Here is a 26,415-nt window from a genome sequence, read left to right on the forward strand (position 1 = left end):
CGGAGGGGTGGCGCAGTCACGAAATCCGTATCGCCCCGGCGGTCGGCGGGGCCTCAGCGGTGGGTGTCGAAGAAGGCCCGCAGCTGTTCGCCGCACTCCTCCGCGAGGACCCCCCAGACCACCTCGGGGCGGTGGTTGAGCCGGCGGTCGCGCATCACGTCGAAGAGCGAGCCGGCCGCGCCGGCCTTCTCGTCGAGGGCGCCGTAGACCACCCGGTCGATCCGGGACAGCACGATGGCGCCGGCGCACATGGTGCACGGCTCCAGTGTGACGACCAGTGTGCAGCCGCTCAGCCGCCACTCCCCGACCGCCTCGGCGGCCTGCCGGATCGCGACCACCTCGGCGTGCGCGGTCGGGTCGCCGACCGCCTCGCGCTCGTTGTGGCCGCGTCCGATCACCTCGCCGTCCGGGCCCAGGACGAGCGCCCCGACCGGGACGTCCCCGGTGGCCGGCGCCAGCGCGGCCTCGGCGATGGCGAGGCGCATCGGCGCCGTCCAGCGGTCGCGCACCGGGTCGGGGCGGACGGGGGCGGGCAGCGGGGGGACGTGCGGGACGGTCGGCGGGGTGGATGCGGCGGGCTGCATGGCATCCAGTGTCGGGTATCCGGTGGTGGACACCGGCACGACCGGACCCGCTACCGGACGGCCTCCAGGACCTCGCCGCAGCCCAGGGCCTCGGCGATCTCCTCCAGGGCGTCGCCCGGCACCGCGCCCTCGCCGCTGAGCGCCAGCAGCTCGTCTGCCGCGAGGCCGAACTCGGTGAGCAGGTGGGCGTCGCCGAGCGGGCCGACCGGGACGCCGCCGGGGGTCTCGGCGTCCTCCTCGTCCTGCTCCGCGGCCTCCTCGGCCTCGTCCAGCAGGTGGTCGAGGTCGCCGAACTCGCTCTCGCCGGCCTGGTCGACCAGTTCGTCGGTGAGGACGGACCCGTAGGAGCTGCGGGCGGCCGCGGCGCCGTCCGACACGAAGATCCGCGGGTCCTCCTCGCCGTCCACGCGGACGATGGCGAACCAGGCGTCCTCCTGTTCGATGAAGATCAGGACGCTGTCGTCGTCCTGGGTGGAGTCGCGGGCCAGATCGGCCAGATCGGCCAGGGTTTCGACGTCGTCGAGCTCCGTCTCGCTCACATCCCACCCGTCCTCGGTGCGAGCAAGCACTGCAGCGAAGTACGCCACCAGGGACACTCCCAAGATCATCGGTCTCGGCTGTCGGCGCGCACGGGCAGCGCGAAATCTGGCCGCCCCCGCGCCAGAGGCGGTCCGCTTGTTCGGACCGTCCCATCGGAATCGTGACAGAAAGCCCGCCCTCGCGGGGGGTGTTCGGCAGCGCGTCTTCGCAGGTCGTGTCGGAAGGGCCGGGTGGCGGAGGGGGAAGTCGGGTCAGGACGGTCCGAAGCCGGTCGAAATTTGCTCCGAACGCCCGTCCGGGCCGCCCCGGCTCCCTTCCGGGCCCCCGGTGCTCCCCGCGCCGGGGTGCGCGTCAGGATCCCGTCAGGTCGGTGCGGAGGGTCGTCGGGCCGTGTCAGATCCGGAAGGTTCGCATCCGCATCGCCTCGCGCATCCGCCGTTCCTTGGTCCGCCGGGGCTGGACCCGCTCCCGCAGCTCGCGGGCCTCGGTGAGCTCGCGCAGGAAGACGGCCCGCCGCTTGCGGCGCTCCGCCTCGGTCTCCGGGTGGTCGTACGGCGGGCCCGGGCTGCGGCCCACCCCGTCGACGGGCTCGTCCATCGAGCCGTCCCCAGGGTTCGGGTTGCTCGTCATAAGACGTGACATTCCCAGAACGGCCCGGTTGATACCACAGGAGGCACTTCCGTCCGGACATTCGCCCCGGGTCACGGCGTGTCACCGATCCGTCACCCGGACCGGCGCCCGGGCGGGCACGGCGGGTCGTACACCCGTCCAGGACCGGGCTAACCTCGATACATGCGTCTCCACGTCGTCGACCACCCCCTGGTCGCCCACAAGCTCTCCACCCTGCGCGACGAGCGCACCGACTCGCCGACCTTCCGTCGCCTGACCGACGAACTGGTGACCCTCCTCGCCTACGAGGCCACCCGGGACGTCCGCACCGACGAGGTGGAGATCACCACGCCCGTGGCGGTCACGCTGGGTACCCGGCTCAGCTACCCGCGCCCGCTGGTGGTCCCGATCCTGCGGGCCGGCCTCGGCATGCTGGACGGGATGACCCGCCTGCTGCCGACCGCCGAGGTCGGCTTCCTCGGCATGGTCCGCAACGAGGAGACCCTCGAGGCCTCCACCTACGCCACCCGGATGCCGGACGACCTCTCCGGCCGCCAGGTCTACGTGCTCGACCCGATGCTGGCCACCGGCGGCACGCTGGTCGCCGCGATCAGGATGCTGATCGAGCGCGGTGCCACCGACGTCACCGCCGTGGTGCTGCTGGCCGCCCCCGAGGGCGTCGAGGTGATGGAGCGGGAGCTGGCAGGACTGCCGGTCACCGTCGTCACCGCCGCCGTGGACGAGCGGCTCAACGAGAACGGCTACATCGTCCCCGGCCTGGGCGACGCGGGCGACCGGCTGTACGGCACGGCCGGCTGAGCCTCCCCGCCCGAGCCTCCCCGCCCGAGCCACCGAACACCGAGAGCCCCCGGCACTGCGTCTGCCGGGGGCTCTCTCCGTCGTCGGGCGGGGTGTCAGCAGCTGCCGCTGGGGGCCGGGGTGGGGGAGGGCTTGGTGGCCAGCGCGAGGGCGGCGGCCGCCTGGGTCTCGTCCAGCAGGGCGTTGTAGCTGTCGCCGATCACGAAGTCCACGCTGCCGTCGGTGCGGGCGTCGGCGGTGACGGCGGCCCCGGCGATCTGCGAGCCGACCAGGGTGCCCGCGCCGGCGCCGGCCGGGCCGGCGATCACCTGGGCGGTGCCGGGCACCTTCTTGTCCAGCTCGGCCGGGGCGTTGCCGACCTTGCCGATGACGAAGCCGCGCTTCTTGAGGTCCTCGGCCGTCCGGCCGGCCAGACCGGCCTTGGTGGTGGCGTTGTAGACGTTCACGGTGACCGCGGAGGGCTGCGGGACGGCATGCGGGTCGCCCTGCGCGGCGGCGGCCGCGGCGGCGGGATCGCCCGGGGTGGCGCCCGGTGTCGGGGCGGCCAGCGCCTTGCCGGACGGGGTCGCGCAGGCCTGTGCCGAGGTGTTCTTGTTCCTGCCGGTGAAGATGTCGTACAGCTGCACGCCGCCGAGCGCGACCAGGGCCAGGGCGAGCAGGCCGGCGAGCGCGGCGATCACCTTGCGGCTCTTCTTCGGAGGCCGGCCCAGTCGCGGGTAGGTGTTGCCGGTGACGCGGTACTGCTTCCCCTTGAGGCCTCGGGGAGTCAACATGCTCACGGTTTGTCTCCCCCTCGTACCAGGGCGGGGTCGGGATGACGGATCGGCCGGGTGGGGACTCCCCGGTGCGGGCGGAATCCCCTGGTCGCGGCCGTAGTCAGCAGCGTAGTGCCGTACGGCCTCGAAGGTACTAAACGATCATCATCTGGCGTACGCCGGTACCCGAAAGGGGGTACCCGGGTACGCGCGGACCGCCCTCCGCCAGGTGGCGAGGGGGCGGTCCGGAGAGCCCGTGGCGGTCCGACGGTCCCCGTGGTGGGGGTCCGTCACTCCATTTCGAGGACGCGGGCGTGCAGCACCTGGCGCTGCTGCAACGCGGCCCGGACGGCCCGGTGCAGGCCGTCCTCCAGGTAGAGGTCGCCGTGCCACTTCACCACGTGGGCGAACAGGTCCCCGTAGAAGGTCGAGTCCTCGGCCAGAAGGGTTTCGAGGTCGAGTTGGCCCTTGGTGGTCACCAGCTGGTCGAGTCGCACCGGACGCGGGGCGACGTCAGCCCACTGGCGGGTGCTCGTCCGGCCGTGATCCGGGTACGGCCGCCCATTGCCGATGCGCTTGAAGATCACACGGAAAGCCTACCGTTTGGGCGGCGGATGGCGCAGCAGCCGCGGCTCCGCCACGCGCGCCGGTGTGAACTGCGAGTGGGCGAATGCAGCTGTTTGATGGGAAATGTCGCGAACATCGCCCCGGGCCGATCGGGTTCCGTGCCGATGTCGAAGCGTTCCGAAGCGTTCCGATCCGCTCAGGAGTGTGCACCGATGGACTCCGACACCACCCCGCCGACCGTCCGGGAGATCGCCGACGGGTACGCCTTCACCGGTCCGGCCCTCGACCTCGGGGCGGTGCTGCTGGACGGCACCGCGTACCCGGACGCCCAGGTGCGCGTCCCGCTCGGCGTGCTCAACCGGCACGGGCTGGTCGCCGGGGCCACCGGCACCGGGAAGACCAAGACCCTCCAGCTGATCGCCGAGCAGCTCTCCGGCCAGGGCGTGCCGGTGTTCCTCGCCGACGTCAAGGGGGACGTCTCCGGCGTCGCCGCGCCCGGGACGCCGAGCGAGCGGACCGGCGCCCGGGCCGCCGAGGTGGGCCAGCAGTGGGCGCCGCAGGGCTGCCCGGCCGAGTTCTACGCGCTGGGCGGGCAGGGCGACGGCATCCCGATCCGGGCCACCGTCACCAGCTTCGGGCCGCTGCTGCTGTCCAAGGTGCTCGACCTGAACGAGACCCAGGAGTCCTCGCTCAGCCTGGTCTTCCACTACGCCGACGCCAAGGGCCTGGAGCTGTACGACCTCAAGGACCTCACCGCGGTGATCGCCTTCCTCACCTCGCCCGAGGGCAAGGAGGAGCTGCGGACCATCGGCGGGCTCTCGCCGGCCACCGCCGGGGTGATCCTGCGGGCGCTCACCGTGCTGGAGAACGAGGGCGCCGGGGCGTTCTTCGGCGAGCCCGAGTTCGACACCGCCGAGCTGCTGCGGACCGCCCCGGACGGCAGGGGCGTGGTCTCGGTGCTGGAGCTGCCCGCGGTGCAGGACCGGCCGCGGCTGTTCTCGACCTTCCTGATGTGGCTGCTCGCCGACCTCTACCAGGAGCTGCCCGAGGTCGGCGACCCCGACAAGCCCAAGCTGGTCTTCTTCTTCGACGAGGCGCACCTGCTGTTCAAGGGCGCCTCCAAGGCCTTCCTGGAGGCGATCACCCAGACCGTGCGGCTGATCCGCTCCAAGGGCGTCGGCATCTTCTTCGTGACCCAGACCCCGCGGGACGTCCCGTCCGACGTGCTGGCGCAGTTGGGCAACCGGGTGCAGCACGCGCTGCGCGCCTTCACCCCGGACGACGCCAAGGCGCTCAAGGCCACCGTCTCGACCTTCCCGCGCTCCTCGTACGACCTCGGTGCGGTGCTCACCTCGCTGGGCACCGGCGAGGCCGTCGTCACCGTCCTCTCCGAGAAGGGCGCGCCGACGCCGGTGGCGGCGACCAGGCTGCGGGCGCCGCAGTCGCTGATGGGGCCGATCGGGGCGGCGGACCTGCGGGCGGTGGTGGACGCCTCACCGCTGACGGCGCGCTACCGGGACGCGATCGACCGGGAGTCGGCGTACGAGAAGCTGGCGGCGCGCGCACCCCGGCCGGAGCCGGCGCCGGTCGAGCCGCCCCCGCAGGCACCCGCCGAGCCCGCGCCGCGGCGGGAGGAAGCCAAGGGGGCGGGCGGGCTGTTGGGCTCGCTGCTCAGCAACCCGACCGTGAAGTCCTTCGCGCGCTCGGCCGGCAAGCAGCTCGGGCAGGAGATCTCGCGCAGCCTGTTCGGGACGTCCAAGCGGCGGCGGTGACCCGGTCGGAAAGGGCGGTGACCCGGTCGGAGAGGGGGGACTCAGCAGGAGGCGGCGGCGCCTCAGCCGGAGAGGGCGGCGCCGATCCGGTCCAGGGAGGACAGCCGCATCAGGCCGTAGTGGTAGAACTCGACCTCGGGGACGCCGAGTTCGCGCAGCGTGGTGATCTTGGCGGCGAGGTTCTCCGGGCCGTCGCAGTCGGAGGACATCGGGCGCAGGATCACCGCCATGGACTGCGGGCGGACGCCGTGCAGGGCGAACGCGGCGATCTTCTCCCGGACCGCCTCCGGGGTCCTCGCGTAGCCGAGGGTCTCGACCTGGTCGGTGACCTGCGCGAGGGCGGGCAGGTCGATGCCGGCGAGCCAGCCGCTGCCGGGGCCGCCGCCGTCCATGAAGCTCAGCCGCATGCCGTGCCGGCGGGCCTGCTCGGTGAGTTCGGCGGCCAGCGAGGTGACGGTGGCCGCCGAGGCGTCCACGTAGGCGGCGAAGGCGCCGTCGGCCAGGGCGCTCAGGTCGGCGGGCTCGGCGGCGGCGGACTCGTCGGCCAGTCGGTGGCGCAGTTCGGCGCGGACCGCCTCGGCCACCTCCTCGGCGGGGACGCCGGCGCGGGTGGCGGCGGCGCGGCAGTGCGGGCAGAAGCAGACCCCGAGCAGGGCCTCGGCGGTCGGGCCCAGCTCCTCGAAGTACCGCTCGTGGTGGTAGCCGTGGCGCAGCCCGTGGAAGTGCAGGGACTCGGCGCGGATCGCGTCCACGCCGTACCGGGCCAGTTCGGCGACCAGGGTCAGCGCGTACTCCCGGACCTCCGGGTTCGCGGGGCAGAGCTCGGTGAGGTGGCGGTCGCCGAAGGCGTTGGCCGGGGCGCAGTCCGGGTGGGCGAAGCCGAGCCGGTCGTTGTGGCAGAAGACCGTCCAGGCGTGCAGCTTCAGGCCGCGGCGGCGGGCCTGCTCGGCGGCCTCGGCGAAGGGGTCGCGCTCGCCGATCGCGGTGGACGGCACGGGCGCGAGGCGGCGGCCCAGCCAGCGGACCGGGTCGGGGCGGAAGTACGCCGCGCCCGGTTCCAGGTAGCGGACCACCCGGCGGGGGTTGTGCGGGAAGACGTCGCGGGCTTCGTGGTAGACCGAGGCGAGGGTGACGCCGCCGACCCCGGCGCGCTCGGTGAGGTTCCCGAAGAAGGTGTCGGCGCCCTCGTCGAGCAGGTCGGTGGCGAAGGCGAGGACGGACGACTCCACGGTGCGGCTCCGGAGCTGGGGGAGGGTGAGCCGCCCACGCTAGCCGCAGGGGTCGGATTGGTCTATACCTGACCACCCGGGCGGGGATGCCCCGTCCGGGTGGTGCCGCGGGCCGGGCGGGCTACAGGCCCAGGTCGTCGAGCTCCTTGAGCAGCGCGGCGTTGGGGCTGTCGGGGTTCGTGGCGGCCGGCTTGGCCGACGTGCCGGACCCGGCCGACGTGCCGGACTTGGCCGACCTGGCCGGGAACGTGGTCGTGGGCGCCGCCGACGGTTCGGCCGAGGGGCCGGCCGCGGCCGGGCGCGGGGTGCGGCTGCGGAAGATCCAGGCGCCGGCCAGGCCGCCGACCAGGCCGCCCAGGTGGGCCGACCAGCTGATGCCCGGGGCGACACCGGGCAGCGCGCCGGTGACCATGTACGCGTAGGAGGCGCCGAGCACCACGCCGATCAGGGTGTCGATCAGGTTGCGGTCGAAGACCCCGCGCAGCACCACGTAGCCGAAGTAGCCGAACACCACGCCGCTGGCGCCCGCGCTGATCCGGTTGGGGCTGTCGAACACCCAGGAGCTCAGCTCGCTGGTCAGGGCGACCAGCAGGGTCAGGCCGAGGAACTTCCTCACCCCGCGGTAGGCCGCCAGGAAGCCGAAGACGAACAGCGGGCCGGAGTTGGCCTCCAGGTGCGCCCAGTTCCAGTGCAGGAACGGCGCGGTGACGACGTTCGGCAGCCGCGTGACGTCCTGCGGGATGATGCCGAACCGCTTGCCGAGGTCGTAGTCGTCCATCCAGTTCACCAGCTGGACCAGCCAGATCGCGGCCAGCACCCCGACCATGGTGAACAGCGCCCGACGGGCGTCGGCGATCATCTTGACGGGGTCGAGCGTGCTCGTCGTACTGCTGCTGTGCTCCGAGGCCATGGCCCAGACTCTAGGGGCGGCGGGACCGCCCGTGCACCCCGTTACAGTGACCCGTGACGGTCAGTCCACGGCCGTCGACGGCCCGTTGAGAGGTGACAGACCCATGAGCGAGCGCGCGCCACTGCCGTACGAGTTCCTGCCGCAGGTGCCGTCCTTCCGGCTGAGCAGTCAGGACGTCACCGAAGGCGGCACGCTGGACGCGGAGTTCATCCACGCCGGCGGCAACCTCTCGCCGCAGCTGACCTGGTCGGGCCTGCCGGAGGGCACCCGGAGCATCGCGGTCACCTGCTACGACCCGGACGCGCCGACCGGCTCCGGCTGGTGGCACTGGCTCGCCCTCGACCTGCCCGCCGACACCACCGGCCTGCCGCGCGGCGCCGGCTCCTCGGACGCCGACCTGCCCGGCGAGGCCTCCTTCCACGGCCGCAACGACTTCCCGGGCAACCGCTACGACGGCGCCGCCCCGCCGCCCGGCGCCCCGCACCGCTACGTCTTCGCGGTGCACGCGCTGGACGTGGAGAAGCTGGGCGTCGCCGCTGACGCCCCGCCGGCCCAGGTGGGCTTCAACCTCACGTTCCACACCATCGGCCGGGCGCTGCTGACCGCCGAGTACGGGGTCTGATCCTCGGCGGTGCCCGAGCGGCCGGTCGAGGTCCGGCTGCCGCTCGGCTTCGCGGTCCGTGGCCGGGACGGCGTGGCCCGGTTCCGCTCCGGCGACGGCTGGTACCGGGTCGCCGTCTACGCCCGGGCCTGGTCCCCCGCCGCGTGCCGGGCGCGGGCGGCGAGCCCGCGCAGGTGCTCGCGCAGCTCCGGCGGCTCGTGCACCTCGAAGGCGCAGTCCAGCGCCAGCAGCCGCATCGCCGTCCACTCCAGCGACTCCGAGCGGGAGCGGAACCGGCAGCTGTGCTCGTCGATCGGCTCGACCTCGGCCTCGGTGTCGCCCGGCCGCAGGCCGTGGCGGACCCGCTCGGCCGGGGCGTGCACGGTGGCGACCACGGCGCCGCCCGGTGACGGGCGGCGCAGCTTGCCCGCCACGTACGCGGCGGCGTCCTCGGCGGGGAGCGGGCGCGGGGTGAAGCGGACGCCGGTGGTGGCCGGGCCGCTCACCCGGTCGACCCGGAAGAGCCGCCAGTCCTCGCGGTCCAGGTCGTAGCCGACCAGGTACCAGCGGCGGCCGACCGAGACCAGCCGCTCGGGCTCGACCTGCCGCCTGGTCTCGGCGCCGTCGTACGCCCGGTAGCCGAAGCGCAGCCGTTCCCGGGAGGTGACGGCGCGGGCGAGCACGGTGAGGTCCTCCGGGTCGACGGTCGGACCGTCCCCGGTGAGCAGCGGCACGGTCGCGGAGTTGAGCGTGCCGACCCGCTGCCGCAGTCGGCCCGGCAGCACCTGGAGCAGCTTGCCGAGTGCCCGTACCGAGGCCTCCTCGATGCCGACCACGGCGTGCCCGGCGGCCGCCCGCAGCCCGACCGCGATGGCCACCGCCTCCTCGTCGTCCAGCAGCAGCGGGGGCATCGCCGTGCCCGCGACCAGCCGGTAGCCGCCGTCCGCGCCCATGCTGGCCCGCACCGGGTAGCCGAGCTCGCGCAGCCGGTCGATGTCGCGGCGGATGGTGCGGGGGCTGACGCCGAGCCGCTCGGCGAGCTCGCTGCCGGGCCACTCGCGCGGGGTCTGGAGCAGGGACAGCAGGCTCAGCAGCCGGGCCGGGGTGTCGGTCATGCCTCCAGCATGCCGGACCAAGTGGGACAGCTTCTGACCTACATGGCCCGTACCGTCGCGGTCGTGGAGAAGAGCGTCGTGGACGTGGGCAGGAAAGAGGAGTACGGAATGAGCACCCCGGCAGCGGACCGGCGGAGGTGGATCGCGCTGGCGATCGTGATGGTCGCCTCCTTCATGGACCTGGTGGACGTCACCATCGTCAACATCGCCATCCCGAGCATCCAGCAGGACACCGGTGCCTCCTTCGGCACCATCCAGTGGGTCACCGGCGGCTACGCGCTGGCCTTCGCGATCGGGCTGATCACCGGCGGCCGGCTGGGCGACATCCACGGCCGCAAGCGGGTGTTCCTGATCGGCATCGGCGGCTTCACGCTGGCCTCGGCACTGTGCGGACTGGCCACCGGCCCCGAGATGCTGGTTGCGACCCGGCTGCTCCAGGGCGGAACGGCGGCGCTGATGGTGCCGCAGGTGCTGTCGATCATCCACGCGACCTTCCCGGCGGAGGAGCGCGGCAAGGTGTTCGGCATGTTCGGCGCGGTGGTCGGGCTGGGCGCGGTCTCCGGCCCCATGATCGGCGCGCTGCTCACCGAGTGGGACCTGTTCGGCCTGGCCTGGCGCCCGATCTTCCTGATCAACCTGCCGGTCGGCATCGCCGGGCTGCTGCTCGGCCGCCGCTTCATCGACGAGTCGAAGGCCGACAGGGCGCTGAAGCTGGACCTGGTGGGCGTGGCGCTGGCCAGCCTCGGCCTGCTGATGCTGATCTACCCGCTGACCCACGGCCGGGAGGCCGGCTGGCCGTTCTGGGGCCACCTGTCGATGGCCGGGAGCCTGCCGGTGTTCGCGCTGTTCGTGGCGTACGAGAAGGTCAAGACGCGGCGGGACGGCTCGCCGCTGGTGGAGCTGGCGCTGTTCCGGGTGAAGTCCTTCGCGGCCGGGATCTGCGTGCAGCTGGCCTTCGGCGTGGCGCTCGGCATCTACTTCCTGGTCTGGACCCTCTACATGCAGCTGGGGCTGGGCTGGAGCCCGCTCAAGGCCGGTGCGACCGGCATCCCGTTCTCGATCGCGGTCTCCGTGGCCGCCGGACTCTCGGTGCAGAAGCTGGTGCCGCGGTTCGGGCGGAAGGTGCTGCAGACCGGCGCGCTGGTGATGGCGGCGGGCGTGCTCGCCTACATCTGGGAGGCGGACCGGTACGGGACGGCGATCACCGCGTGGCAGATGGTGCTGCCGCTGGTGGTGATGGGCCTCGGCATGGGGCTGATCGTCGCGCCGCTCACCGACGCGGTGCTGGCGGAGGTGCCGCACGAGCACGCCGGTTCGGCGTCCGGGCTGATCAACACGGTGCAGCAGGTGGGCAACGCGCTCGGGCTCGGACTGGTGTCGGTGGCCTTCTTCGGCGCGATGGACGACGTGGTCGCGCCGGAAGCGGTCGGGACGGCGTTCGGCGGGGCCTTCGTGCACGCGATGTGGTGGGTCGTCGGGGTGCTGCTCGCGGTCTTCCTGCTGATGTTCGCGCTGCCGCGGCGGCGCAAGGCGGCCGTGGCCGGCTCCGGCTCCGCGTCCGGGGCCGCGTCCGGCTCCGCGTCCGGCTCCGGAGCCGTGTCCGGTGCGGAGGAGGAGCGGGAGCCCGTTCTGCTCTGACGGGCAGGTTCCGCCCCCGGGCCCCGGGCCCCGGTCGCACGTCGCGGCCGGGGCCCGCGTCGCGTACCGGGGGAGCCGGCCGCCCCGCGTGCGGTCCGCGCGGCGGCCGCGGCGGCGCCCGGGCGGGAAGGCCTCAGCGGGGCCCGGGGACCAGCCGGTAGCTGCTGCCGTCCCTGGGGCGGGCGAGGTGGCCCGCCTCGACGAGGTAGCGGCGCAGGGCGGGGGCGTCGTCGTGCACGGTGCGCAGTACGGCGTTGACCTCGGCCTCGGTGTAGGCGCGGTCGGGCTCGAACAGCGTGCCGGCGAGGTGGACCAGCAGCTGCTCCCGGCGGGCTGCCCTGCGGGGGACGGCGATCAGCCGCCCGTCCGGGCCGAAGAGGGCGGACACGTCCGGTCGGGCCGAGGTGGTTGCGGTCATGCCGGGAGCGTCACCCGGCGGAGCCGGTCCGGGCAACCGGTTTTCAGCGCGCGCCGGTCGGGGCGGCGACGGTCGCGCGGGTGGTGGTGCGCGGCTTGGCGGCGGCCTTGGCCTCCTTCGCGGCGCGCTTCGTCTCCTGCTTGAACTCCCTTACCAGGGTGAGTGATTCGGGGCCGGTGATGTCGGCCACCGAGCGGTGCGAGCCCTCCTCGCCGTACGCCCCCGCCGCCTCACGCCAGCCCTCCGGCCGCACCCCGTACTGCTTGCCGAGCAGGGCCAGGAAGATCTGCGACTTCTGCTTGCCGAAGCCGGGCAGGGCGTTGAGCCGGCTGAGCAGCTCCTTGCCGGTGCGGACGTTCTTCCACAGCGCGGCGGCGTCCCCGTCGTACTGCGCGACGAGGAACTGGCAGAGCTGCTGCACCCGTTTGGCCATCGCGGCCGGGTAGCGGTGGACCGCGGGCTTCGCGGAGAGGAGCGCGACGAACTCCTCCGGGTTGTAGGTGGCGATCTCGTGGGCGTCCAGGTCGTCGTGGCCGAGGCGCTGGGCGATGGTCAGCGGGCCGGTGAACGCCCACTCCATCGGGACCTGCTGGTCCAGCAGCATGCCGACGAGCGCGGCGAGCGCGCTGCGTCCGAGCAGCTCGTCGGCCTCGGGCTGCTGTGCGAGCCGAACGGTGACGTTCATGGGCTTGCCCTCCTCGGAGTTGACGTCGGGTCGGCGCCCAGTCTGGTGGAAGCGGCGTTGGCGTACGCGGTCAACACGCCCGTAGCGGGGGAAGTCTTGTCTGTTCAAGGCCTTGGCAGAGCTGCTTTGTTCGTTGGCGGAGCGGTTGCCGGGGGCCGAGGCGACGGCGTGGCGGGCCGGCGGCGGGGTGGTGCGGAATATTTTTTGCCCGCGCCCGTGCGCCGCACCGGCACCGCCGGGGACGAGCGATCGCGGTCGGCCCCCGTGATGCCGGCGGTGCCGGTGGTGTCGGCGGTGTCGGTGGGTACGGGGGCGGGCGTGGGGGCGTGGGGGGAGTTGGGGGGCGCTCGGCCGGGTGAGTGGTTCTGCGTGGGGGCAGCGAGTCATTTCATATGACTAATTCTGTTGTGTCGGTGCGGCGAGCTGACGGCACGTCATCCTTGGTCCAATCGACGCGTCCAGAAAGGCCCGCCCGCCGTGACCCAGCCGTTTGCCCTGCCGTCCTTCTACGTGCCGCACCCGGCGCGTCTCAACCCCCATCTCGACGAGGCGCGGGCCCACTCCACCGGCTGGGCCCGGGAGATGGGGATGCTGGAAGGGTCCGGAATCTGGGATCAGGCCGACCTGGAGGCGCACGACTACGGGCTGCTCTGCGCGTACACCCACCCCGACGCCTCCGCCGAGGCGCTGTCGCTGGTCACCGACTGGTACGTGTGGGTCTTCTTCTTCGACGACCACTTCCTCGACATGTACAAGCGCACCAACGACCGCGAGGCGGGCAAGGCCCACCTCGACCGGCTGCCGCTGTTCATGCCCACCGACCCCGCCGCCGAGCCGCCCGAGCCGGAGAACCCGGTCGAGGCGGGCCTGGCCGACCTGTGGCGGCGCACGGTGCCGGCGATGGGAGAGGACTGGCGGAGCAGGTTCGCCAGGAGCACCCGGAACCTGCTCGACGAGTCGCTGTGGGAGCTCGCCAACATCAACGAGGGCCGGGTGGCCAATCCGGTCGAGTACATCGAGATGCGCCGCAAGGTCGGCGGCGCGCCCTGGTCCGCGCAGCTGGTCGAGTACGCGGCCGGGGCCGAGGTGCCGGAGGAGGTGTCGGGCTCGCGGGCGCTGCGGGTGCTGATGGACGCCTTCTCCGACGGGGTGCACCTGCGCAACGACATCTTCTCGTACCAGCGGGAGGTGGAGGACGAGGGCGAGCTGAGCAACGGCATCCTGGTGCTGGAGCGGTTCCTGGAGTGCTCCACCCAGGAGGCCGCCGAGGCGGTCAACGACCTGCTCACCTCGCGGCTGCAGCAGTTCGAGAACACCGTGTTCACCGAACTGCCGGTGCTGTTCGCCGAGACCGGGCTGGACCCGGCGGGCCGTGCCCGGGTGACGGCGTACGTCAAGGGCCTCCAGGACTGGCAGTCCGGTGGGCACGAGTGGCACCTGCGCTCCAGCCGGTACATGAACGGTGGTGGCACGGCCGGGGGGTCGGGCGGTGGGGTGACGCCCGGATCGGGCGGGGCCGGGGCCGGCAACTGGTGGGACCAGTACGCGATCGGGGGCATCGGCACCTCGGCGCTGGACATCCTGCGCAGCACCGCCATGACGGCCCCGGCGAGCCCGGCAGACCCGGCGGCCTCGGCGGGGATGCACGCGACGGCGGTCGCCAGGGGCGCGGCGGGCCCGGAGAAGCGGCGGGCGCGGTCGTACGGCCACGTGCCGTACCAGGCTGTTGGGCCCTCCAGGCTGCCCGAGTTCAGGCTGCCGTACGAGCTCCGGCTGAGCCCTCACCTGGACGGTGCCCGGGAGCGCGTGGTCGAGTGGGCGGACCGGATGGGACTGCTCTCGGCGGAGCCGGGCGACCCCGCGTCCGGCGTCTGGGACCCCGCGTCGATGCGCGACTACGACCTCCCGCTCTGCGCGGCCGGCATCCACCCGGACGCCACGGCCGACCAACTCGACATCGCCTCGGCCTGGTTGGCCTGGGGCACCTGGGCCGACGACTACTACCCCAGGGCCTTCGGGCGCACCCGTGACCTGGGCGGCGCGAAGGCCGCCAACGCGCGGCTGTCGCTGTTCATGCCGGTGGACGGCACTCCCGCACCGGAGCCCGCCAACGCGCTGGAGCGCGGCCTCGCCGACCTCTGGGAGCGCACCGCCGGTCCGATGACCGTCGAGGCCAGGGGCCGGTTCCGGACGGCGGTCGAGGCGATGGTGGACAGCTGGATCTGGGAGCTGGCCAACCAGATCCAGAACCGGATCCCGGACCCGGTGGACTACCTGGAGATGCGCCGCTCCACCTTCGGTTCCGAGCTGACCACCAGCCTCTCCCGCCTCGGCCACGGACAGACCGTGCCGCCGGAGGTGTACGACCACGGCTCGATGCGCGCGCTGGAGAACTCCGCGATGGACTACGCGTGCATGATGAACGACCTCTTCTCGTACCAGAAGGAGGTCGAGTACGAGGGCGAGCTGCACAACGCCGTCCTGGTGGTGCAGAACTTCTTCAACTGCGACTACGAATCGGCGGTCCGGATCGTCGACGACCTGATGCACGCGCGGCTGGGCCAGTTCCAGCACGTCGCGCAAAAGGAACTCCCGGTGCTGAAGGACGACTTCGGGCTGGACCAAGCCGCCCGGGAGCTGCTCGACGGATACGTGGTGGAGCTGGAGAACTGGCTCGCCGGCATCCTCGGGTGGCACCGGGACTGCCGCCGGTACGGCCCGGTGGACCTGGAACGGCACTTCGGCGCCGAACGGGACCTGGCGGAGGCCTCGCAGGCCCGTCGGGCGGCCGCGGCGGCGGCCGTCGGGGCGCCGACGGCACCGACCGCACCGGGTGGACCGGGGGCCCCCGTCCCGACCGGCACGGTGCCGCTCGGCCCGACCGGCCTGGGCACGGCCTCGCTGCGGTTGTCGGCGGGCCGCTGACCGGGGCGGAGGACCGGGACGGCAGGGGGCTGAGGCGGCAGCGGCGCACCCGCGCGGGCCATCCCGTGCGGGTGCGCCGCGGCATGGCTAGGCTGGCGAACCGGGGGCGGGCGGGCGCCCTCCCGGCGCGCGCACTTCGCCACACACGAGGGCAGAGAGATGGCTGCGCTACCTGAGGGCACGCCCTGCTGGGCCGACGCGATGTTCACCGACCTGGAGGGCGCGAAGGCGTTCTACGGCGATGTGCTGGGCTGGACCTTCGGCGAGAGCTCGTCGGAGTACGGCAACTACACCCAGGCGTACTCCGACGGCCGGGCGGTCGCCGCGATCGTGCCGCCGATGCCCGGTGCGCAGGCCCGGTCCGCCTGGTGCCTGTACCTGGCCTCGCCGGACGCCGCGGCCACCGCGGAGCGGATCCGCGCCAACGACGGCGAGGTGGTCATGGGCCCGATGCGGGTCGGCGACTTCGGCACGATGGTGATCGCCAGGGACCCGGCGGGCGTGGCGTTCGGCGTCTGGCAGGCCGACCGGCACGAGGGCTTCGAGAAGCAGGGCGAGCCCGGCGCGTACAGCTGGGCCGAGCTGGTGACCCGCGAGCCCGCGAAGGCGGACGCCTTCTTCCCCGCGGTCTTCCCGTACGGCGTGCTGAAGATGGAGGGCGGGGACTTCGACTACCGGATGTTCCGGGTCGGCGATCGGCCGGTGCTGGGGCGGATGGGAGCGGAGGGCGACTTCCTGCCGCCCGAGGCGCCGTCCTACATCAGCGTCTACTTCGCGGTGGACGACGTCGACGCCGCGATCGGACGGCTGACGGCCGGCGGAGGCAAGGTGTACGTCGGGCCGATGGACAGTCCGTTCGGCCGCTTCGCGGCGGTCGGCGATCCGCAGGGCGCGGCCTTCGGGCTGATCGACCTCGGACGGACGGTCGGCGAGCAGCCGAGGACGGTGGACGTCTGATGGGGCGGCGGGCCGCGGGGCGGTCGACGCGGCGCACGGCGGGGGCGGCCGATGGGTGAGCGTGAGGAACTGGTCGAGACGCTGGACAAGCACCGCGGCCTGCTGCGGCGCACCGTCCGGGACCTCACCGACGCGCAGGCGGCCGAACGCACCACGGCCAGCGCGCTGTGCCTGGGCGGTCTGATCAAGCACGTGGCGGCGGTCGAGGCGCGCTGGGCGCGGTTCATGACCGGGGGCGCGGAGGCGATGCGGGGCAGGGACGGCGAGCACGGCCCCGGCGACGCGGACGCCTGGGAGGCCCAGTTCCGGATGACGGAGGGCGACACGCTGGCCGGGCTGCTCGCCGAGTACGAGCGGGTGGCGCACGGGACGGACGAGCTGGTCCGGACGCTGCCAGACCTCGACCTCGCCCACGCGCTGCCGGCCGCGCCGTGGTTCCCGCCGGGCACGACCTGGTCGGCCCGCCGGGTGCTGCTGCACCTGATCGCCGAGACCGCGCAGCACGCCGGGCACGCGGACATCATCCGGGAGTCCCTGGACGGGGCGAAGTCGATGGGCTGAGCGGTGCGCCGGTGGTGGCCGGGGACGGTCCAGCGGTCGCGGTCGGTCGTCAGGGCAGTTCCACGCCGAGGAGCTCGCGCAGCGCCCGGCCGCCGTCCGGGGTGACGCGAAGCGCGCGGCCGGAGCCGATCCGCTCCACCCAGGCGCGGTCCAGGGCGGTCCGGCAGAGGGCCGCGCCCAGCGCCCCGCCCAGGTGGTGGCGGCGCTCAGACCAGTCCAGGCAGCTGCGCACCACCGGGCGTCCGCCCCGGCGGTCCGCGCGCGCCGGCAGCTCGATCGCCTGCTCGGCCAGCCACTCCCGGCCGCGCCCGGTGACGGCCAGCCCGCCCTCCTCGGTGACCAGGCCGCGGGCGAGCAGCGCGTCCGACACGGCCACGCCGAGGCGCCCGGCCAGGTGGTCGTAGCAGGTGCGGGCGCGGACCTCGGCGTTCGTCCGGGTGGCCTCGGCCAGGGTGCGGGGCGCGGTCGCGGGGCCGGCGCGGTAGTCCGACTCGGCGAAGGCGGTGAGGTCCTCGATCAGCGTGGCCACGGCGGGGGAGGCCAGCCGGACGTACCGGTGCCGGCCCTGCCGTTCCTCGGCCAGCAGCCCGCCCGCGGTCAGCCGGGACAGGTGCTCGCTGGCCGTGGACGGTGCGACGCGCGCGTGCCGGGCCAGCTCGCCGGCGGTCCAGGCGCGGCCGTCGAGGAGCGCGACGCAGATGGCGGCGCGGGTGGGGTCGGCGAGCAGGGCGGCGAAGGCGGCGAGCGTCATGCCTCCATGGTCGGGGCACCGGGGGCGATGCGGGGGCCCGGGCGGGGAGGGGGGCGCGGCCACGTGGGGGAGCGGAGCCTGGGACATGCCCCCAGGATCGCCCCGGCACGTTTCGGCCGGGACCGAAACGACCCGGGGCCACGATGGCGGCATGAGCGAAACCACGACGGCCCCCGGCCCCGCGACCAGGGACCTCTCCCGCCACGACGCGACCAGGGGCCCCTCCCGCCACGACGAGACCGTGACCTTCTCCCGTTACGACGACGTGACGGCGGCGCTGGCCGACCCGGCGCTGGTCCCGCCGCCCGCCGCGCCCGGTTCGGCCGGTGTGGCCGCCGCGCCCGGTGCGGCCCCCGGCACGGTGGCCTGGCTGCGGTCCGCCGTCGCCCGGTTCTGCTCCGGTGAACCGCACGCCCGGCGCCGGGCGCTGGTACTGGCCGACCTGGAGCGGCTGGACCCGGACCGGCTACGGGTGGCCGCGGCCGGCGGCTTCGATCCCGATACCCGGCGGCGGGTGGTCCGGGTGCTCGCGGCCGAGCTCGGCCTGGCCGACCCGGACGCCGTGGCACGCGACGTGGCCGTCGTGTCCCGGGCGTACTTCGCCGACGCTCCGGACGACCCTGCGGCGGACGCGGCGGTCGCCCGGCTGCTGCCCGCGATGGAGGACCGGGACGAGGAGACGGCCGCGAACCGGATCGGCCTGCTCGTCCAGGCCTGTGACGCCACCGCCGCGCTGGTCGAGGGCGCCCGCCGGCACGAGGACGGGATCGCCGGCGTGCTGCGCACGGACCCGCCGCTGCGGACCATGCGCAGGCTCGCCGTCCGGGCGACCGAGATCGGCGGGGTCGCGGTGCCGGCCGGGACACCGGTCCTGCTCGACATCGCCGCCGCCCAGTCCGGGGCGCCGGAGGGTGTCGCGCTCACCTTCGGTGCCCCGCCCAGGAGTTGCCCGGGCCGTTCGCAGGCCGTGGTCCTCGCGGAGGGCATCCTGTACGGCGCTTCGGATCCGGCGGACACGGCCGAGCCCGCCGGTGAGTCCGCCGGTGGTTCCGCCGGTGGTTCCGCCGGTGATCCGGCCGGTGATTCCGTCGGTGATCCGTCGGAGCCGGACCTCGGCAAGGCCGAACTGGCCGCCCTGGTACCGGACATGGTCGACCATGTGCTCGCCCTGGCCGCCGGCTGGACGGCCTGGGACGGCCGCCCGATCGTCAACGCCGACGGTCGGACCTACGCGCCGCACAAGGCGGTTCGACGCATCGCGGACCATCTCGTGGACCACCTCGCCGAGTTGGAGGCCCGACTGGTCGGCGAGCCGACCGAGCCCGACCACTGGCACGCCTCCGGCGTCACCACCCCGGCCGATCTCGCCCCGTTCACCCCCGCGGACCTGGACGAGGCCCGCAGCCGGCTGACCCGGCTGGCCGGGATCTGGTCCCGGCGGGTCGCCGCACTGCCGGACGAGTGGCTGGACGACTCGCCGGGGAGGGGCTGGAGCTTCCGCCGGATCGTCCATCACGTCTCCGGGGCCGGGCACTACTACGCGGACGCGGTCGGGAGCCCGTCGGGCCCGGCCGGGAGCCCGTCGGGCGCGGTCAGGGGTGCGGCCGACCGGGCGGGAGATCCGGCGAAGGGCCCCGGGGCCGTGACGGGAGCCCCCGGCGCCCGCGCGGGCGGCCCGGCGCACACGACCGGAAACCGTACGAACGAGCCGATGGAGAAGACCGGATGACCCCCTTCACCGCCCTGCACCACCGTCCCGGCCACCCGCTGCTGCTCCCCAACGCCTGGGACCACGCCTCGGCCGTCGCCCTCGCCGCCCAGGGCCACCCCGCGATCGGCACCACCAGCCTGGGCGTGGCGGCCGTCGCCGGTCTGCCCGACGGTGCCGCCGCCACCCGCGCGGAGACCGTACGGCTGGCACGCCGGCTCGGGCGTGCCGGCTTCCTGCTCAGCGTCGACGCGGAGTCCGGGTTCAGCGACGATCCGGGTGAAGTCGCCGCTCTGGCCGTGGAGTTGGCTCGGGCCGGGGCGGTCGGCATCAACCTGGAAGACGGCCGGGCGGACGGCACGCTGACCCCGGCCGCCCGCCACGCCGAGAAGATCGCGGCGGTGAAGGCGGCCGCGCCGCAGCTGTTCGTCAACGCCCGTACCGACACCTACTGGTGCGGGCAGGACGCGCCCGAGGCGGAGACGCTCCGACGCCTGGACGCCTACCAACAGGCCGGCGCGGACGGCGTGTTCGTGCCCGGGGCGGCCGATCCGGCGGTGATCCGCCGACTGGTCGAGGCGGTGGCCGTCCCGCTCAACATCCTGTGGACGCCTTCCGGCCCGGGCCTCGCCGAGCTGGCCGCGCTCGGGGTGGCCCGGGTCAGCCTCGGCTCGCTGCTGTACCGCGCCGCGCTGGCGGCGGCGGTGGCCACGGCGGCGGCCGTCGCGGCCGGCGAGCCGGTCGGCCCGGTGCCGGGCTACGCGGAGGTGCAGGCGCTCAGCGGGAGTTGAGCGCCGTTCAGGAGGCGGGCCGGCAGCCGGGCACGCTGCCGGCCCGGCGTGCGGCGCGGGCCGGCTCGGCGTGCGGCGCCGACCGGGCCGGTGGGGCGTCACGGGCCCGGGCTCGGGCCGGCTGCCGGGCTCGGGCTCAGCCCCGGCGGCGGGCGTCCATGGTCGCCTCGATCCCGTCCAGGATGACGTTGACGCCCCGGGCGAAGGTGCTGTCCCGGCCGACGGCGACCTCCTCCGGGACCTCGGTGGTGTACAGCCGGTGCAGCAGGGGGAACGCCTTGGTGGCCTCGACGACGGTGGGCAGGAGCCGGTCCATCCACTCCTGCTCGTCCTGGCCGCTGCGGGCCAGCGCGGTCACCCAGGAGGCCTCCACGCAGGCGGTCCCGATGGTGTAGCCCATGACGGCGGCCATCGCGTCGTTCGCCTCGGAGATCTCGAAACCGGCCGCGTCCATCACGGCCAGCAGGTTCTCGGAGAGCCGCATCCAGTTGGGGCCGAGGTAGATCATCCCGACGTCGCCGATCACCGAGACCATCCACGGGTGGCGGATGATGACCGCGCGCATGCTCTCGGCGCTCTCCATGACCTTGGCACGCCACACCTTCGGGTCCTCGGAGCCCTCGGCCCCGGGCAGCGGGAGGGTGCCGAAGATGTGGTCGACGACCAGGGCGAGCAGTTCGTCCTTGTTGGCGACGTGGGTGTAGAGCGAGGTCGCGCCGGCGTTCAGCCGGGCGGCGAGCTTGCGCATGCTCAGCGCCTCGATGCCGTCGGAGTCCAGCAGCGCGAAGGCCTCGGCGACGATCTGCTCGCGGCTGAGGGCGGGCTGCTCCCGCCGTCGCTGGGGTCGGTTCCACGGCAGGGGGATGCCCGGGGTCGTACCGTCCTCTGATTTGGCCGCCATCGGGCCCTCCTCACCAATCGTCCGGACCTGGTCCGGTTCGGTGCAGCTTTCCACACGTTCCATCGCACAGTGTACGGCGGTGCGAACACTGTGCGGAGGTGGAACGGCGTACGGCGTTGCGAACGGTGTGCGGTGACCGTACAGTGTTCGGAGTGGCGCACACCGTACCCCTGGGGACGGAGGTCGGTGTGCCCGCGACGACTTCCGCGCGGCCACAGCCCGCGCCCGATCCGAAGTTCGAAGGGGGAAACGCCGTGGAACGTCATCCGCAGCGCTGGCTCATCCTGGTCGTGCTCTGCCTCAGCAGCCTGGTGCTGGTGATCGACAACATGGTGCTCACGGTGTCCATCCCGCCGATCGCGGAGGACCTCAAGGCCGGGGCGCAGGACATCCAGTGGATCATCGACTCGTACATCCTGGTCTTCGCCGGCCTGCTGCTCACCTCGGGCAGCCTCTCCGACCGCTTCGGACGGCGGAAGGTGATGATCGTCGGACTGGTGCTCTTCGGAGCCGCCTCCCTGGTCGCGGCGTACGCCGGCAGTCCCGGTGAGCTGATCGCCGGGCGCGTCCTGATGGGCGTCGGCGGCGCGCTGGTCATGCCGAGCACCCTCTCCATCCTGATCACCGTCTTCGACGCCGAGGAGCGCCCGAAGGCGATCGCCGCGTGGACGGCGGTGGCCATGGTCGGCCTGGTCGGCGGACCGGTTCTGGGCGGCGTGCTGATCGCGCACTTCTGGTGGGGCGCGGTCTTCCTGCTCAACGTGCCGATCGCGGCGGTCGCCATCGTCGCCGCGATGCTGCTGATGCCCGAGTCCAAGGGCCCGTGGCGCCGCCCCGACCTTCCGGGCATGGTGCTGTCGATGGTCGGCATGACGGCGCTGGTGTGGTCGATCATCGTGCTGCCCCGCGACGGCTTCACCAGCGCCGGCACCCTCGGTGGATTCCTGCTCGCGGTGGCCGCGCTGACCGGCTTCGCCGTCCGTCAGGTCCGCACCGACTCGCCGATGGTCCCGCTCAAGCTGTTCCGCAACCGGGTCTTCACCGGCGCCAGCTTCTCGCTCGTCCTGCTGACCTTCGCCACCGGCGGGCTGATGCTGGTCCTCACCCAGCACCTGCAGTTCGTGCTGGAGTTCTCGCCCACCGACACCGGCCTCGCCTTCCTCCCGCTGGCCGTCGCCTCGCTGGTGTTCAACACGATCGGCGCGGTGCTCGGCAAGAAGGTCCCGGCGCGGGTGCTCACCTCGATCGGCATGCTGATCATCGCCGCCGGCTTCGGGCTGCTGGCCACCCTCTCGGTCGGCGACGGCTTCACCAAGGTCGCCCTGGCCATGCTGGTCCTCGGCGTCGGCTCCGGGCTCGGCATGCCGGCCGCCGCCAACGCGCTGATGGGCGCCATCCCCAGCGAGCACGCCGGCGTCGGCTCCGCGCTCAACGACACCATCCAGCAGTCCGGCGCGGCGCTCGGCGTGGCCATCCTCGGCACCGTGCTCTCCAGCACCTACACCGGCGCCATGCCCGCCGAGGCCCCCGCCGCCGCCCGCCACGACATCACCGGGGCGCTCTCGACGGCCGGTTCCACCGGGGACGGCGGACTGGTCGCCGTCGCCCGGGAGGCGTTCAACACCGCCACCTCCACCACCTTCACCGTGGGCGGCATCGCGGTCGTCGCGGCCGCGGCGCTCACCCTGGTGCTGATGCGCGACGGCCGGAAGGCCGGCGGCCCGGGGGCCGAGGCCCCGGTGGAGCCCGCCGCCGAGCCGGTCGGCTGACCTCCCGCCCGGCAGGACCGGTCGGACCCCCGTCAGCCCCGGTTGCCCCGTCGGCCCCGGTTGCCCCGGTTGCCCCGTGCAGCCGGGGCCGACGTCCGTTCGCGCGCTCCCGCCCCGCGGCGCGTAGCCTCGCGTCATGGCCCCGTCCTCCCCGTACCAGGAGCGCGCGTCCCGACTGCCCGGCGCGGTCGTCTGGACGAAGCGGGCCGTCGGGCGCGCGGGGGCCGGTTGTACGGGGGCCGGTTGTACGGCGGCCGGCTGTACGCGAGCCGGGCGCGGCGACGACCGGTGCGCAGACCGGTGCGCAGACAGGTGCGCAGACCGGTGCGCCGACGGCGCCCAGGCCGGGCCCGTCCTGCCCGACGGCTGCATGGACCTGCTGTGGACGGCGGGCCGGCTGCTGGTCGCCGGACCGGACACCCGCGCCTTCCGCCCCGACCCCGCACTGCGCGGCCCATGGGCGGGCGTACGCTTCCGCCCCGGCGCCGCCCCCGCCCTGCTCGGCGTCCCCGCCCACGAACTGCGGGACCGCCGCGTCGAGTTGGCCGACCTGCGGCCCGCCGCCGCGGTCCGCCGGCTCACCGAACGCATCGACGCGGCCCCTGACCCGGCCGCCGCACTGGAGGCCCTGGCCCTGCGGCTGGCCGCCGAGGCGCCACCCGAGGACCCCCTGATCCGCACCGTGGCCGCCTCGCTCGCCGCCGGCCGGACCGTCGCCGCGACGGCCGGGACGGTCGGCCTCGGCGCGCGCCAACTCCACCGCCGCTCACTGGCCGCCTTCGGCTACGGCCCCAAGACCCTCGCCCGGATCCTGCGCATGCAGCGCGCCCTGGCACTCGCCCGCACCGGCGTCCCGCCGGCCGCGGCGGCGGCCCGGACCGGCTACGCGGACCAGTCCCACCTGGCCCGCGACGTACGGGAGTTGGCGGGCATGTCGATGACGGAACTGCTGCTCGGCTAGTTCCCCCGCAGGGGTGCGAGCAGGTCCACCCCGTTGCCGTCCGGATCGTGCACCACGGCGTAGCGCTGCCCCCAGAAGGCGTCCCACGGCTTCAACTCCCCGTGGTGGCCGGCGCCGGTCAGCTCCTCGTACAGCGCGTCCACCTGCGCGGGGCTCCCGCAGTGGAACGCCAGCGCCGACCGCGTGCCGCGGCTCGGCGGCTGCCAGGAGGGGTGGAACGACCGGATGGTGGCCTCGGCGTCGAGCACCAGGAGCGGCCCGCCCGGCAACTCGCCCTCGACGTGCGGCTCCCCCTCGACCTCCTCCGGGAACCCCACCCCCAACCGTCGGTAGAAGGCCACCGACGCGGCCACATCCGAGACGGCCAGCCCGACGAACGCGAACCGCGGCGCAGAAGTACTGTTCATGCCCGCCACGCTAGGCGCCACCGGAACCCCCGGTCTTGAACGAATCGGACACCGGCGCCGGCCCCCGAGCGGCGCCGACGCGCGTGCCCCGGTCCGGGGACAGCCGGGGGCGTACGAGGACGGCCCCTGCCGGGTGCCGACGGCCAGGCCGAGGTGCGGGTTTCCGGGGAGGGCGGTGAGCGAGGCGGCGGGCCCGGCTGCTACACCCCCGCCCAGCGCCGCAGGGTGGCCGAGGCCGTCGCGGCGTCGGCGGCGGGCAGTTGGGCGATGCGCACCGAGTGGGTGCCGCCCGGCACCTGGAACAGATGGGAGTCCCGGGAGCCCGGGCCCGGCCGGAACGGCTCGGCCACCGACGGGTCGGCGCTGCCGTTGACGAACATCAGCCGGTCGCCGTGCGTGCGGACCCACCGGTCCACGTCGCGCATCGCCTGCGGCCGGTAGCGCAGCGGGACGTCGCGGGGAACGAAGCTGCGCGGCTCGGTGGCGCCGGGGTGGCGGATCAGGTCGGCCAGGTGGGCGGTCTCGACCGGGAAGTACCCCAGCTGGGTGCCCAGTTGGTAGAAGTACGGGATGAACTGGTTCGCCACCGAGTCCGCGTAGACCGGAAGCTGGGCGGTGTCGGAGAGCCAGCCGTAGAGCGCGTCGTCGGAGGCGTCCGGTGCCGGCACGGCCGGGCACGCGGCCTGCCCGCGGGCCTGCCAGAACATGAACGGCGCCCGCAGCACGGCGATCTCGAAGGCCGCGTCGGCGCTGCCGATCAGCCGGAAGCCGTCGCCCCGGGAGTCCGCCCATGCCTGGTACCTGTCGACCAGCGCGGTGCGCCGCTCCAGCAGGGCCCGCTGGGCGCCCCGCAGGGCGCTGCGGCACTCGGAGGTGCCGACGGTGCGCAGGAAGTCGAGGTAGGCGGAGTCCTCGTGGTCGTCGGTGTTGTTCGGCGCGGAGTAGGCGACCGAGCCGACCACGTCCTGCGGGTAGAAGCGGCGGTGGTAGACCGTGGCCATGCCGCCCTTGCTCCCGCCGGTGGAGATCCACGCCGCCCGGTAGACCTGGTGCAACGCCTCGACCACGTGGTGGTGGTCGGCGGCGGCCTGCTGGATGTCGAGGTCGGTCCAGTCGGCGGGCTCGGGCCGCGAGGTGCCGAAGAACCGCTGCTCGGTGCTCACCTGGTTGGCGTCCAGCAACTCGGCGGGCTCCACCCGGAACTGCCCGGTGGAGACGGTGTAGCCGCTGGTGTACAGCACGGTCGGCCGGGCGGTGCCCCGGTGCAGCAGGGTGAGGCGCTGCTCGAAACCGCCCTTCTCCGGGTGCCGGTGGTCGGCCGGCTGGCGCAGCGTCAGGACGAAGAAGCGGAACCCGGGCGCGGCCGGCCGCTCCTCCAGGACCCGCAGACCCGGGACCGCCTCGATGGCCGTCCGGATGTCGACCGGCCCCGCTCCCCGCGCCGCCGCGGCGGGCACCGCGGCCGTACCGGCCAGCAGGGCCGCCGCGGTGACCTGAGCCAGCAGCCGTCCGATTCGCTCGCGCAGCATGTCGCTCCCCTGGTGGTCGATGCCCCCAGTCAACCGGGACGCCTCGCTCCACGGATCCCGCCGGGGCGGGGCGGTGGCTCCCTCCCGGGAGGGAGCCACCGCCCCGGGCGAGGCAGAAACCGTCCGTCCGTCGGCCGGGCCGACCGACGCTCCCGGAGGTCCGGGGCGCCGGGCCCGACCGGCCGTCGACCGAGACCGATGCCCAATCCGCCCGTCAGACAGCCGCGGTGACCTGCTTGACCAGGTCGACGGCGGCGACGAGGCTGAGGCCGGGAACCGCGCGACGCAACTCGCGGACCGCGCGGACCTCCTGGGTGCGCGGATCGATGCCGGTCTGCTCCAGCAGGCCGTTGACCCACTTGGCCTTCAGCTGCTGCTCGTTGCGGCCCATGCCGTCGAGGACGGACAGGGCGCGCTCCAGGCCGGGCCGCTCCTCGGGGCCGGCGGCGGCCAGCTCCTCCTGCAGGGCGGTACGGACGACATCCAGCTCGCGCAGGACGACCAGATGGGTTTCACGGGACGAAAACATGATCAACTCCTTGTGCCGGACAAGCCACCAGACTGCCCGTCAGACACCCGGAACAGCGCACTCCCCGTCCACGGGCGGCGCTGCCGATCAGCTGGAAGCCGTCTTCCCAGGAGGCCGCCCATGCCTGGCACTCGACGACCAGGGCGGTGGCCGCTGCAGCAGGGCCCGCTGGGCGCTCTGCTGGGTGTTGCGACACTCGGGGGTGCCGACGGTACCGGCCCGCAGGGCCGCGGTGGTGGCTCGAGCCAGAAGCCGTCCGATTCGCTCACGCGGCGTATCGCTCCCCCGGTCGTCGATGCCGCGGGTCAACCGGGACGCCGAGTTCCACGGATCTCGCCCGGGATGGGGCGGTGGCTCCCACCAGTGGGGTCCGCGATGCCGGGT

26 protein-coding genes are annotated in these 26,415 nt (G+C 74.0%); 11 read left to right on the top strand and 15 right to left on the bottom strand.

The genetic code is table 11. From position 1 onward, the window contains the following. Positions 1-53: 53 nt before the first annotated feature. The 3 genes from tadA to ACWD4P_RS03255 all read right to left on the bottom strand — a co-directional run bounded on the left by tadA (position 54) and on the right by ACWD4P_RS03255 (position 1,721). On the bottom strand, positions 54-584 hold the full coding sequence (tadA, locus tag ACWD4P_RS03245; protein ID WP_359820811.1) for a tRNA adenosine(34) deaminase TadA: 531 nt from the start codon (positions 582-584) through the stop codon (positions 54-56). Positions 585-634: 50 nt separating this feature from the next. Next, positions 635-1,192: a tRNA adenosine deaminase-associated protein gene (locus ACWD4P_RS03250; protein ID WP_449778390.1), complete on the bottom strand. Its 558-nt coding sequence runs from the start codon at positions 1,190-1,192 to the stop codon at positions 635-637. Positions 1,193-1,517: 325 nt separating this feature from the next. Next, on the bottom strand, positions 1,518-1,721 hold the full coding sequence (locus ACWD4P_RS03255; protein WP_049650158.1) for a hypothetical protein: 204 nt from the start codon (positions 1,719-1,721) through the stop codon (positions 1,518-1,520). Between the two features lie 195 nt (positions 1,722-1,916). On the opposite strand from ACWD4P_RS03255, the gene upp reads away from it, so the two are divergent. After that, entirely contained in the window at positions 1,917-2,552 is a 636-nt protein-coding gene (upp, locus tag ACWD4P_RS03260; protein WP_049650159.1) for a uracil phosphoribosyltransferase, read from the top strand. Positions 2,553-2,647: 95 nt separating this feature from the next. Here the strand turns inward: upp and ACWD4P_RS03265 are convergent, their stop codons facing one another. Further along, the gene (locus tag ACWD4P_RS03265) at positions 2,648-3,325 is read right to left on the bottom strand and encodes a LytR C-terminal domain-containing protein (protein WP_359820863.1); all 678 of its coding nucleotides are present in this window, start codon (positions 3,323-3,325) and stop codon (positions 2,648-2,650) included. 272 nt (positions 3,326-3,597) lie between these two features. Next, positions 3,598-3,894: a type II toxin-antitoxin system VapB family antitoxin gene (locus ACWD4P_RS03270; protein WP_030061387.1), complete on the bottom strand. Its 297-nt coding sequence runs from the start codon at positions 3,892-3,894 to the stop codon at positions 3,598-3,600. A gap of 192 nt (positions 3,895-4,086) precedes the next feature. Between ACWD4P_RS03270 and ACWD4P_RS03275 the strand changes: the two genes are divergently transcribed. Continuing rightward, on the top strand, positions 4,087-5,646 hold the full coding sequence (locus ACWD4P_RS03275) for a helicase HerA-like domain-containing protein (protein ID WP_449778391.1): 1,560 nt from the start codon (positions 4,087-4,089) through the stop codon (positions 5,644-5,646). A gap of 62 nt (positions 5,647-5,708) precedes the next feature. On the opposite strand, the gene ACWD4P_RS03280 is transcribed toward ACWD4P_RS03275, so the two are convergent. Further along, positions 5,709-6,875, bottom strand: a complete 1,167-nt coding sequence (locus ACWD4P_RS03280) for a hypothetical protein (protein WP_449778392.1) — start codon at positions 6,873-6,875, stop codon at positions 5,709-5,711. 121 nt (positions 6,876-6,996) lie between these two features. Beyond that, on the bottom strand, positions 6,997-7,785 hold the full coding sequence (locus ACWD4P_RS03285) for a rhomboid family intramembrane serine protease (RefSeq protein WP_449778393.1): 789 nt from the start codon (positions 7,783-7,785) through the stop codon (positions 6,997-6,999). A gap of 103 nt (positions 7,786-7,888) precedes the next feature. Between ACWD4P_RS03285 and ACWD4P_RS03290 the strand changes: the two genes are divergently transcribed. Next, the gene (locus ACWD4P_RS03290) at positions 7,889-8,407 is read left to right on the top strand and encodes a YbhB/YbcL family Raf kinase inhibitor-like protein (RefSeq protein ID WP_359820799.1); all 519 of its coding nucleotides are present in this window, start codon (positions 7,889-7,891) and stop codon (positions 8,405-8,407) included. 116 nt (positions 8,408-8,523) lie between these two features. Here ACWD4P_RS03290 and ACWD4P_RS03295 read toward each other — a convergent pair whose 3' ends face one another. Then, on the bottom strand, positions 8,524-9,501 hold the full coding sequence (locus ACWD4P_RS03295; RefSeq protein WP_359820797.1) for a helix-turn-helix transcriptional regulator: 978 nt from the start codon (positions 9,499-9,501) through the stop codon (positions 8,524-8,526). Positions 9,502-9,609: 108 nt separating this feature from the next. Here ACWD4P_RS03295 and ACWD4P_RS03300 point away from each other — a divergent pair, with 108 nt between their 5' ends. Beyond that, positions 9,610-11,139, top strand: coding sequence for an MFS transporter (locus ACWD4P_RS03300; protein ID WP_449778443.1), 1,530 nt, complete (start codon positions 9,610-9,612; stop codon positions 11,137-11,139). A 133-nt stretch (positions 11,140-11,272) separates the two neighbouring features. Here the strand turns inward: ACWD4P_RS03300 and ACWD4P_RS03305 are convergent, their stop codons facing one another. Next, the gene (locus tag ACWD4P_RS03305) at positions 11,273-11,557 is read right to left on the bottom strand and encodes a DUF2087 domain-containing protein (RefSeq protein ID WP_359829724.1); all 285 of its coding nucleotides are present in this window, start codon (positions 11,555-11,557) and stop codon (positions 11,273-11,275) included. A gap of 43 nt (positions 11,558-11,600) precedes the next feature. Next, a complete protein-coding gene (locus ACWD4P_RS03310) occupies positions 11,601-12,242 on the bottom strand; it encodes an HhH-GPD-type base excision DNA repair protein (protein WP_359829725.1) in 642 nt (213 codons plus the stop codon). A gap of 477 nt (positions 12,243-12,719) precedes the next feature. Between ACWD4P_RS03310 and ACWD4P_RS03315 the strand changes: the two genes are divergently transcribed. The 3 genes from ACWD4P_RS03315 (at position 12,720) to ACWD4P_RS03325 (ending at position 16,685) form a co-directional block, all read left to right on the top strand. Then, positions 12,720-15,167: a terpene synthase family protein gene (locus ACWD4P_RS03315; RefSeq protein WP_449778394.1), complete on the top strand. Its 2,448-nt coding sequence runs from the start codon at positions 12,720-12,722 to the stop codon at positions 15,165-15,167. Between the two features lie 159 nt (positions 15,168-15,326). Further along, positions 15,327-16,124, top strand: coding sequence for a VOC family protein (locus tag ACWD4P_RS03320; RefSeq protein WP_359829726.1), 798 nt, complete (start codon positions 15,327-15,329; stop codon positions 16,122-16,124). A gap of 51 nt (positions 16,125-16,175) precedes the next feature. Beyond that, positions 16,176-16,685, top strand: a complete 510-nt coding sequence (locus ACWD4P_RS03325) for a DinB family protein (RefSeq protein WP_449778395.1) — start codon at positions 16,176-16,178, stop codon at positions 16,683-16,685. A gap of 49 nt (positions 16,686-16,734) precedes the next feature. Here ACWD4P_RS03325 and ACWD4P_RS03330 read toward each other — a convergent pair whose 3' ends face one another. Beyond that, positions 16,735-17,436, bottom strand: a complete 702-nt coding sequence (locus ACWD4P_RS03330) for an ArsR/SmtB family transcription factor (protein WP_449778396.1) — start codon at positions 17,434-17,436, stop codon at positions 16,735-16,737. 151 nt (positions 17,437-17,587) lie between these two features. On the opposite strand from ACWD4P_RS03330, the gene ACWD4P_RS03335 reads away from it, so the two are divergent. Both ACWD4P_RS03335 and ACWD4P_RS03340 read left to right on the top strand, forming a co-directional pair. Then, on the top strand, positions 17,588-19,165 hold the full coding sequence (locus ACWD4P_RS03335) for a hypothetical protein (protein WP_449778397.1): 1,578 nt from the start codon (positions 17,588-17,590) through the stop codon (positions 19,163-19,165). Then, a complete protein-coding gene (locus ACWD4P_RS03340; RefSeq protein WP_449778398.1) occupies positions 19,162-19,935 on the top strand; it encodes an isocitrate lyase/PEP mutase family protein in 774 nt (257 codons plus the stop codon). Before ACWD4P_RS03335 ends, ACWD4P_RS03340 begins: the two co-directional genes overlap by 4 nt. A 136-nt stretch (positions 19,936-20,071) precedes the next feature. On the opposite strand, the gene ACWD4P_RS03345 is transcribed toward ACWD4P_RS03340, so the two are convergent. Beyond that, positions 20,072-20,836, bottom strand: coding sequence for a TetR/AcrR family transcriptional regulator C-terminal domain-containing protein (locus tag ACWD4P_RS03345; protein ID WP_359826123.1), 765 nt, complete (start codon positions 20,834-20,836; stop codon positions 20,072-20,074). Between the two features lie 254 nt (positions 20,837-21,090). Between ACWD4P_RS03345 and ACWD4P_RS03350 the strand changes: the two genes are divergently transcribed. Next, positions 21,091-22,605, top strand: coding sequence for an MFS transporter (locus ACWD4P_RS03350; protein ID WP_449778399.1), 1,515 nt, complete (start codon positions 21,091-21,093; stop codon positions 22,603-22,605). Between the two features lie 136 nt (positions 22,606-22,741). Next, complete coding sequence (locus ACWD4P_RS03355; RefSeq protein ID WP_449778400.1) at positions 22,742-23,566, top strand: helix-turn-helix domain-containing protein; 825 nt, start codon at positions 22,742-22,744, stop codon at positions 23,564-23,566. On the opposite strand, the gene ACWD4P_RS03360 is transcribed toward ACWD4P_RS03355, so the two are convergent. The 3 genes from ACWD4P_RS03360 to ACWD4P_RS03370 all read right to left on the bottom strand — a co-directional run bounded on the left by ACWD4P_RS03360 (position 23,563) and on the right by ACWD4P_RS03370 (position 26,031). Further along, entirely contained in the window at positions 23,563-23,973 is a 411-nt protein-coding gene (locus ACWD4P_RS03360) for a VOC family protein (RefSeq protein WP_449778401.1), read from the bottom strand. The two genes, ACWD4P_RS03355 and ACWD4P_RS03360, sit on opposite strands and share 4 nt — an antisense overlap. 200 nt (positions 23,974-24,173) lie before the next feature. Further along, positions 24,174-25,502 (bottom strand): S28 family serine protease, encoded by a 1,329-nt coding sequence (locus ACWD4P_RS03365; protein WP_449778402.1) that lies wholly within the window; start codon positions 25,500-25,502, stop codon positions 24,174-24,176. 214 nt (positions 25,503-25,716) lie between these two features. Beyond that, positions 25,717-26,031: a hypothetical protein gene (locus ACWD4P_RS03370; protein ID WP_359826135.1), complete on the bottom strand. Its 315-nt coding sequence runs from the start codon at positions 26,029-26,031 to the stop codon at positions 25,717-25,719. Positions 26,032-26,415: the final 384 nt, after the last annotated feature.

It is taken from the genome of Kitasatospora sp. NPDC002543 (assembly GCF_053594915.1).

Coding starts and splice junctions, on each gene's coding strand:
- ACWD4P_RS03355 (WP_449778400.1), top strand. CDS start 22,742: ATGGCCCCGTCCTCCCCGTACCAGGAGCGCGCGTCCCGACTGCCCGGC.
- ACWD4P_RS03285 (WP_449778393.1), bottom strand. CDS start 7,785: ATGGCCTCGGAGCACAGCAGCAGTACGACGAGCACGCTCGACCCCGTC.
- tadA (WP_359820811.1), bottom strand. CDS start 584: ATGCAGCCCGCCGCATCCACCCCGCCGACCGTCCCGCACGTCCCCCCG.
- ACWD4P_RS03295 (WP_359820797.1), bottom strand. CDS start 9,501: ATGACCGACACCCCGGCCCGGCTGCTGAGCCTGCTGTCCCTGCTCCAG.
- ACWD4P_RS03250 (WP_449778390.1), bottom strand. CDS start 1,192: ATGATCTTGGGAGTGTCCCTGGTGGCGTACTTCGCTGCAGTGCTTGCT.
- ACWD4P_RS03360 (WP_449778401.1), bottom strand. CDS start 23,973: ATGAACAGTACTTCTGCGCCGCGGTTCGCGTTCGTCGGGCTGGCCGTC.
- ACWD4P_RS03345 (WP_359826123.1), bottom strand. CDS start 20,836: ATGGCGGCCAAATCAGAGGACGGTACGACCCCGGGCATCCCCCTGCCG.
- ACWD4P_RS03330 (WP_449778396.1), bottom strand. CDS start 17,436: ATGACGCTCGCCGCCTTCGCCGCCCTGCTCGCCGACCCCACCCGCGCC.
- ACWD4P_RS03300 (WP_449778443.1), top strand. CDS start 9,610: ATGAGCACCCCGGCAGCGGACCGGCGGAGGTGGATCGCGCTGGCGATC.
- ACWD4P_RS03365 (WP_449778402.1), bottom strand. CDS start 25,502: ATGCTGCGCGAGCGAATCGGACGGCTGCTGGCTCAGGTCACCGCGGCG.
- ACWD4P_RS03340 (WP_449778398.1), top strand. CDS start 19,162: ATGACCCCCTTCACCGCCCTGCACCACCGTCCCGGCCACCCGCTGCTG.
- ACWD4P_RS03320 (WP_359829726.1), top strand. CDS start 15,327: ATGGCTGCGCTACCTGAGGGCACGCCCTGCTGGGCCGACGCGATGTTC.
- ACWD4P_RS03275 (WP_449778391.1), top strand. CDS start 4,087: ATGGACTCCGACACCACCCCGCCGACCGTCCGGGAGATCGCCGACGGG.
- ACWD4P_RS03325 (WP_449778395.1), top strand. CDS start 16,176: ATGGGTGAGCGTGAGGAACTGGTCGAGACGCTGGACAAGCACCGCGGC.
- ACWD4P_RS03305 (WP_359829724.1), bottom strand. CDS start 11,557: ATGACCGCAACCACCTCGGCCCGACCGGACGTGTCCGCCCTCTTCGGC.
- ACWD4P_RS03265 (WP_359820863.1), bottom strand. CDS start 3,325: ATGTTGACTCCCCGAGGCCTCAAGGGGAAGCAGTACCGCGTCACCGGC.
- ACWD4P_RS03335 (WP_449778397.1), top strand. CDS start 17,588: ATGAGCGAAACCACGACGGCCCCCGGCCCCGCGACCAGGGACCTCTCC.
- ACWD4P_RS03370 (WP_359826135.1), bottom strand. CDS start 26,031: ATGTTTTCGTCCCGTGAAACCCATCTGGTCGTCCTGCGCGAGCTGGAT.
- ACWD4P_RS03310 (WP_359829725.1), bottom strand. CDS start 12,242: ATGAACGTCACCGTTCGGCTCGCACAGCAGCCCGAGGCCGACGAGCTG.
- ACWD4P_RS03255 (WP_049650158.1), bottom strand. CDS start 1,721: ATGGACGAGCCCGTCGACGGGGTGGGCCGCAGCCCGGGCCCGCCGTAC.
- ACWD4P_RS03290 (WP_359820799.1), top strand. CDS start 7,889: ATGAGCGAGCGCGCGCCACTGCCGTACGAGTTCCTGCCGCAGGTGCCG.
- upp (WP_049650159.1), top strand. CDS start 1,917: ATGCGTCTCCACGTCGTCGACCACCCCCTGGTCGCCCACAAGCTCTCC.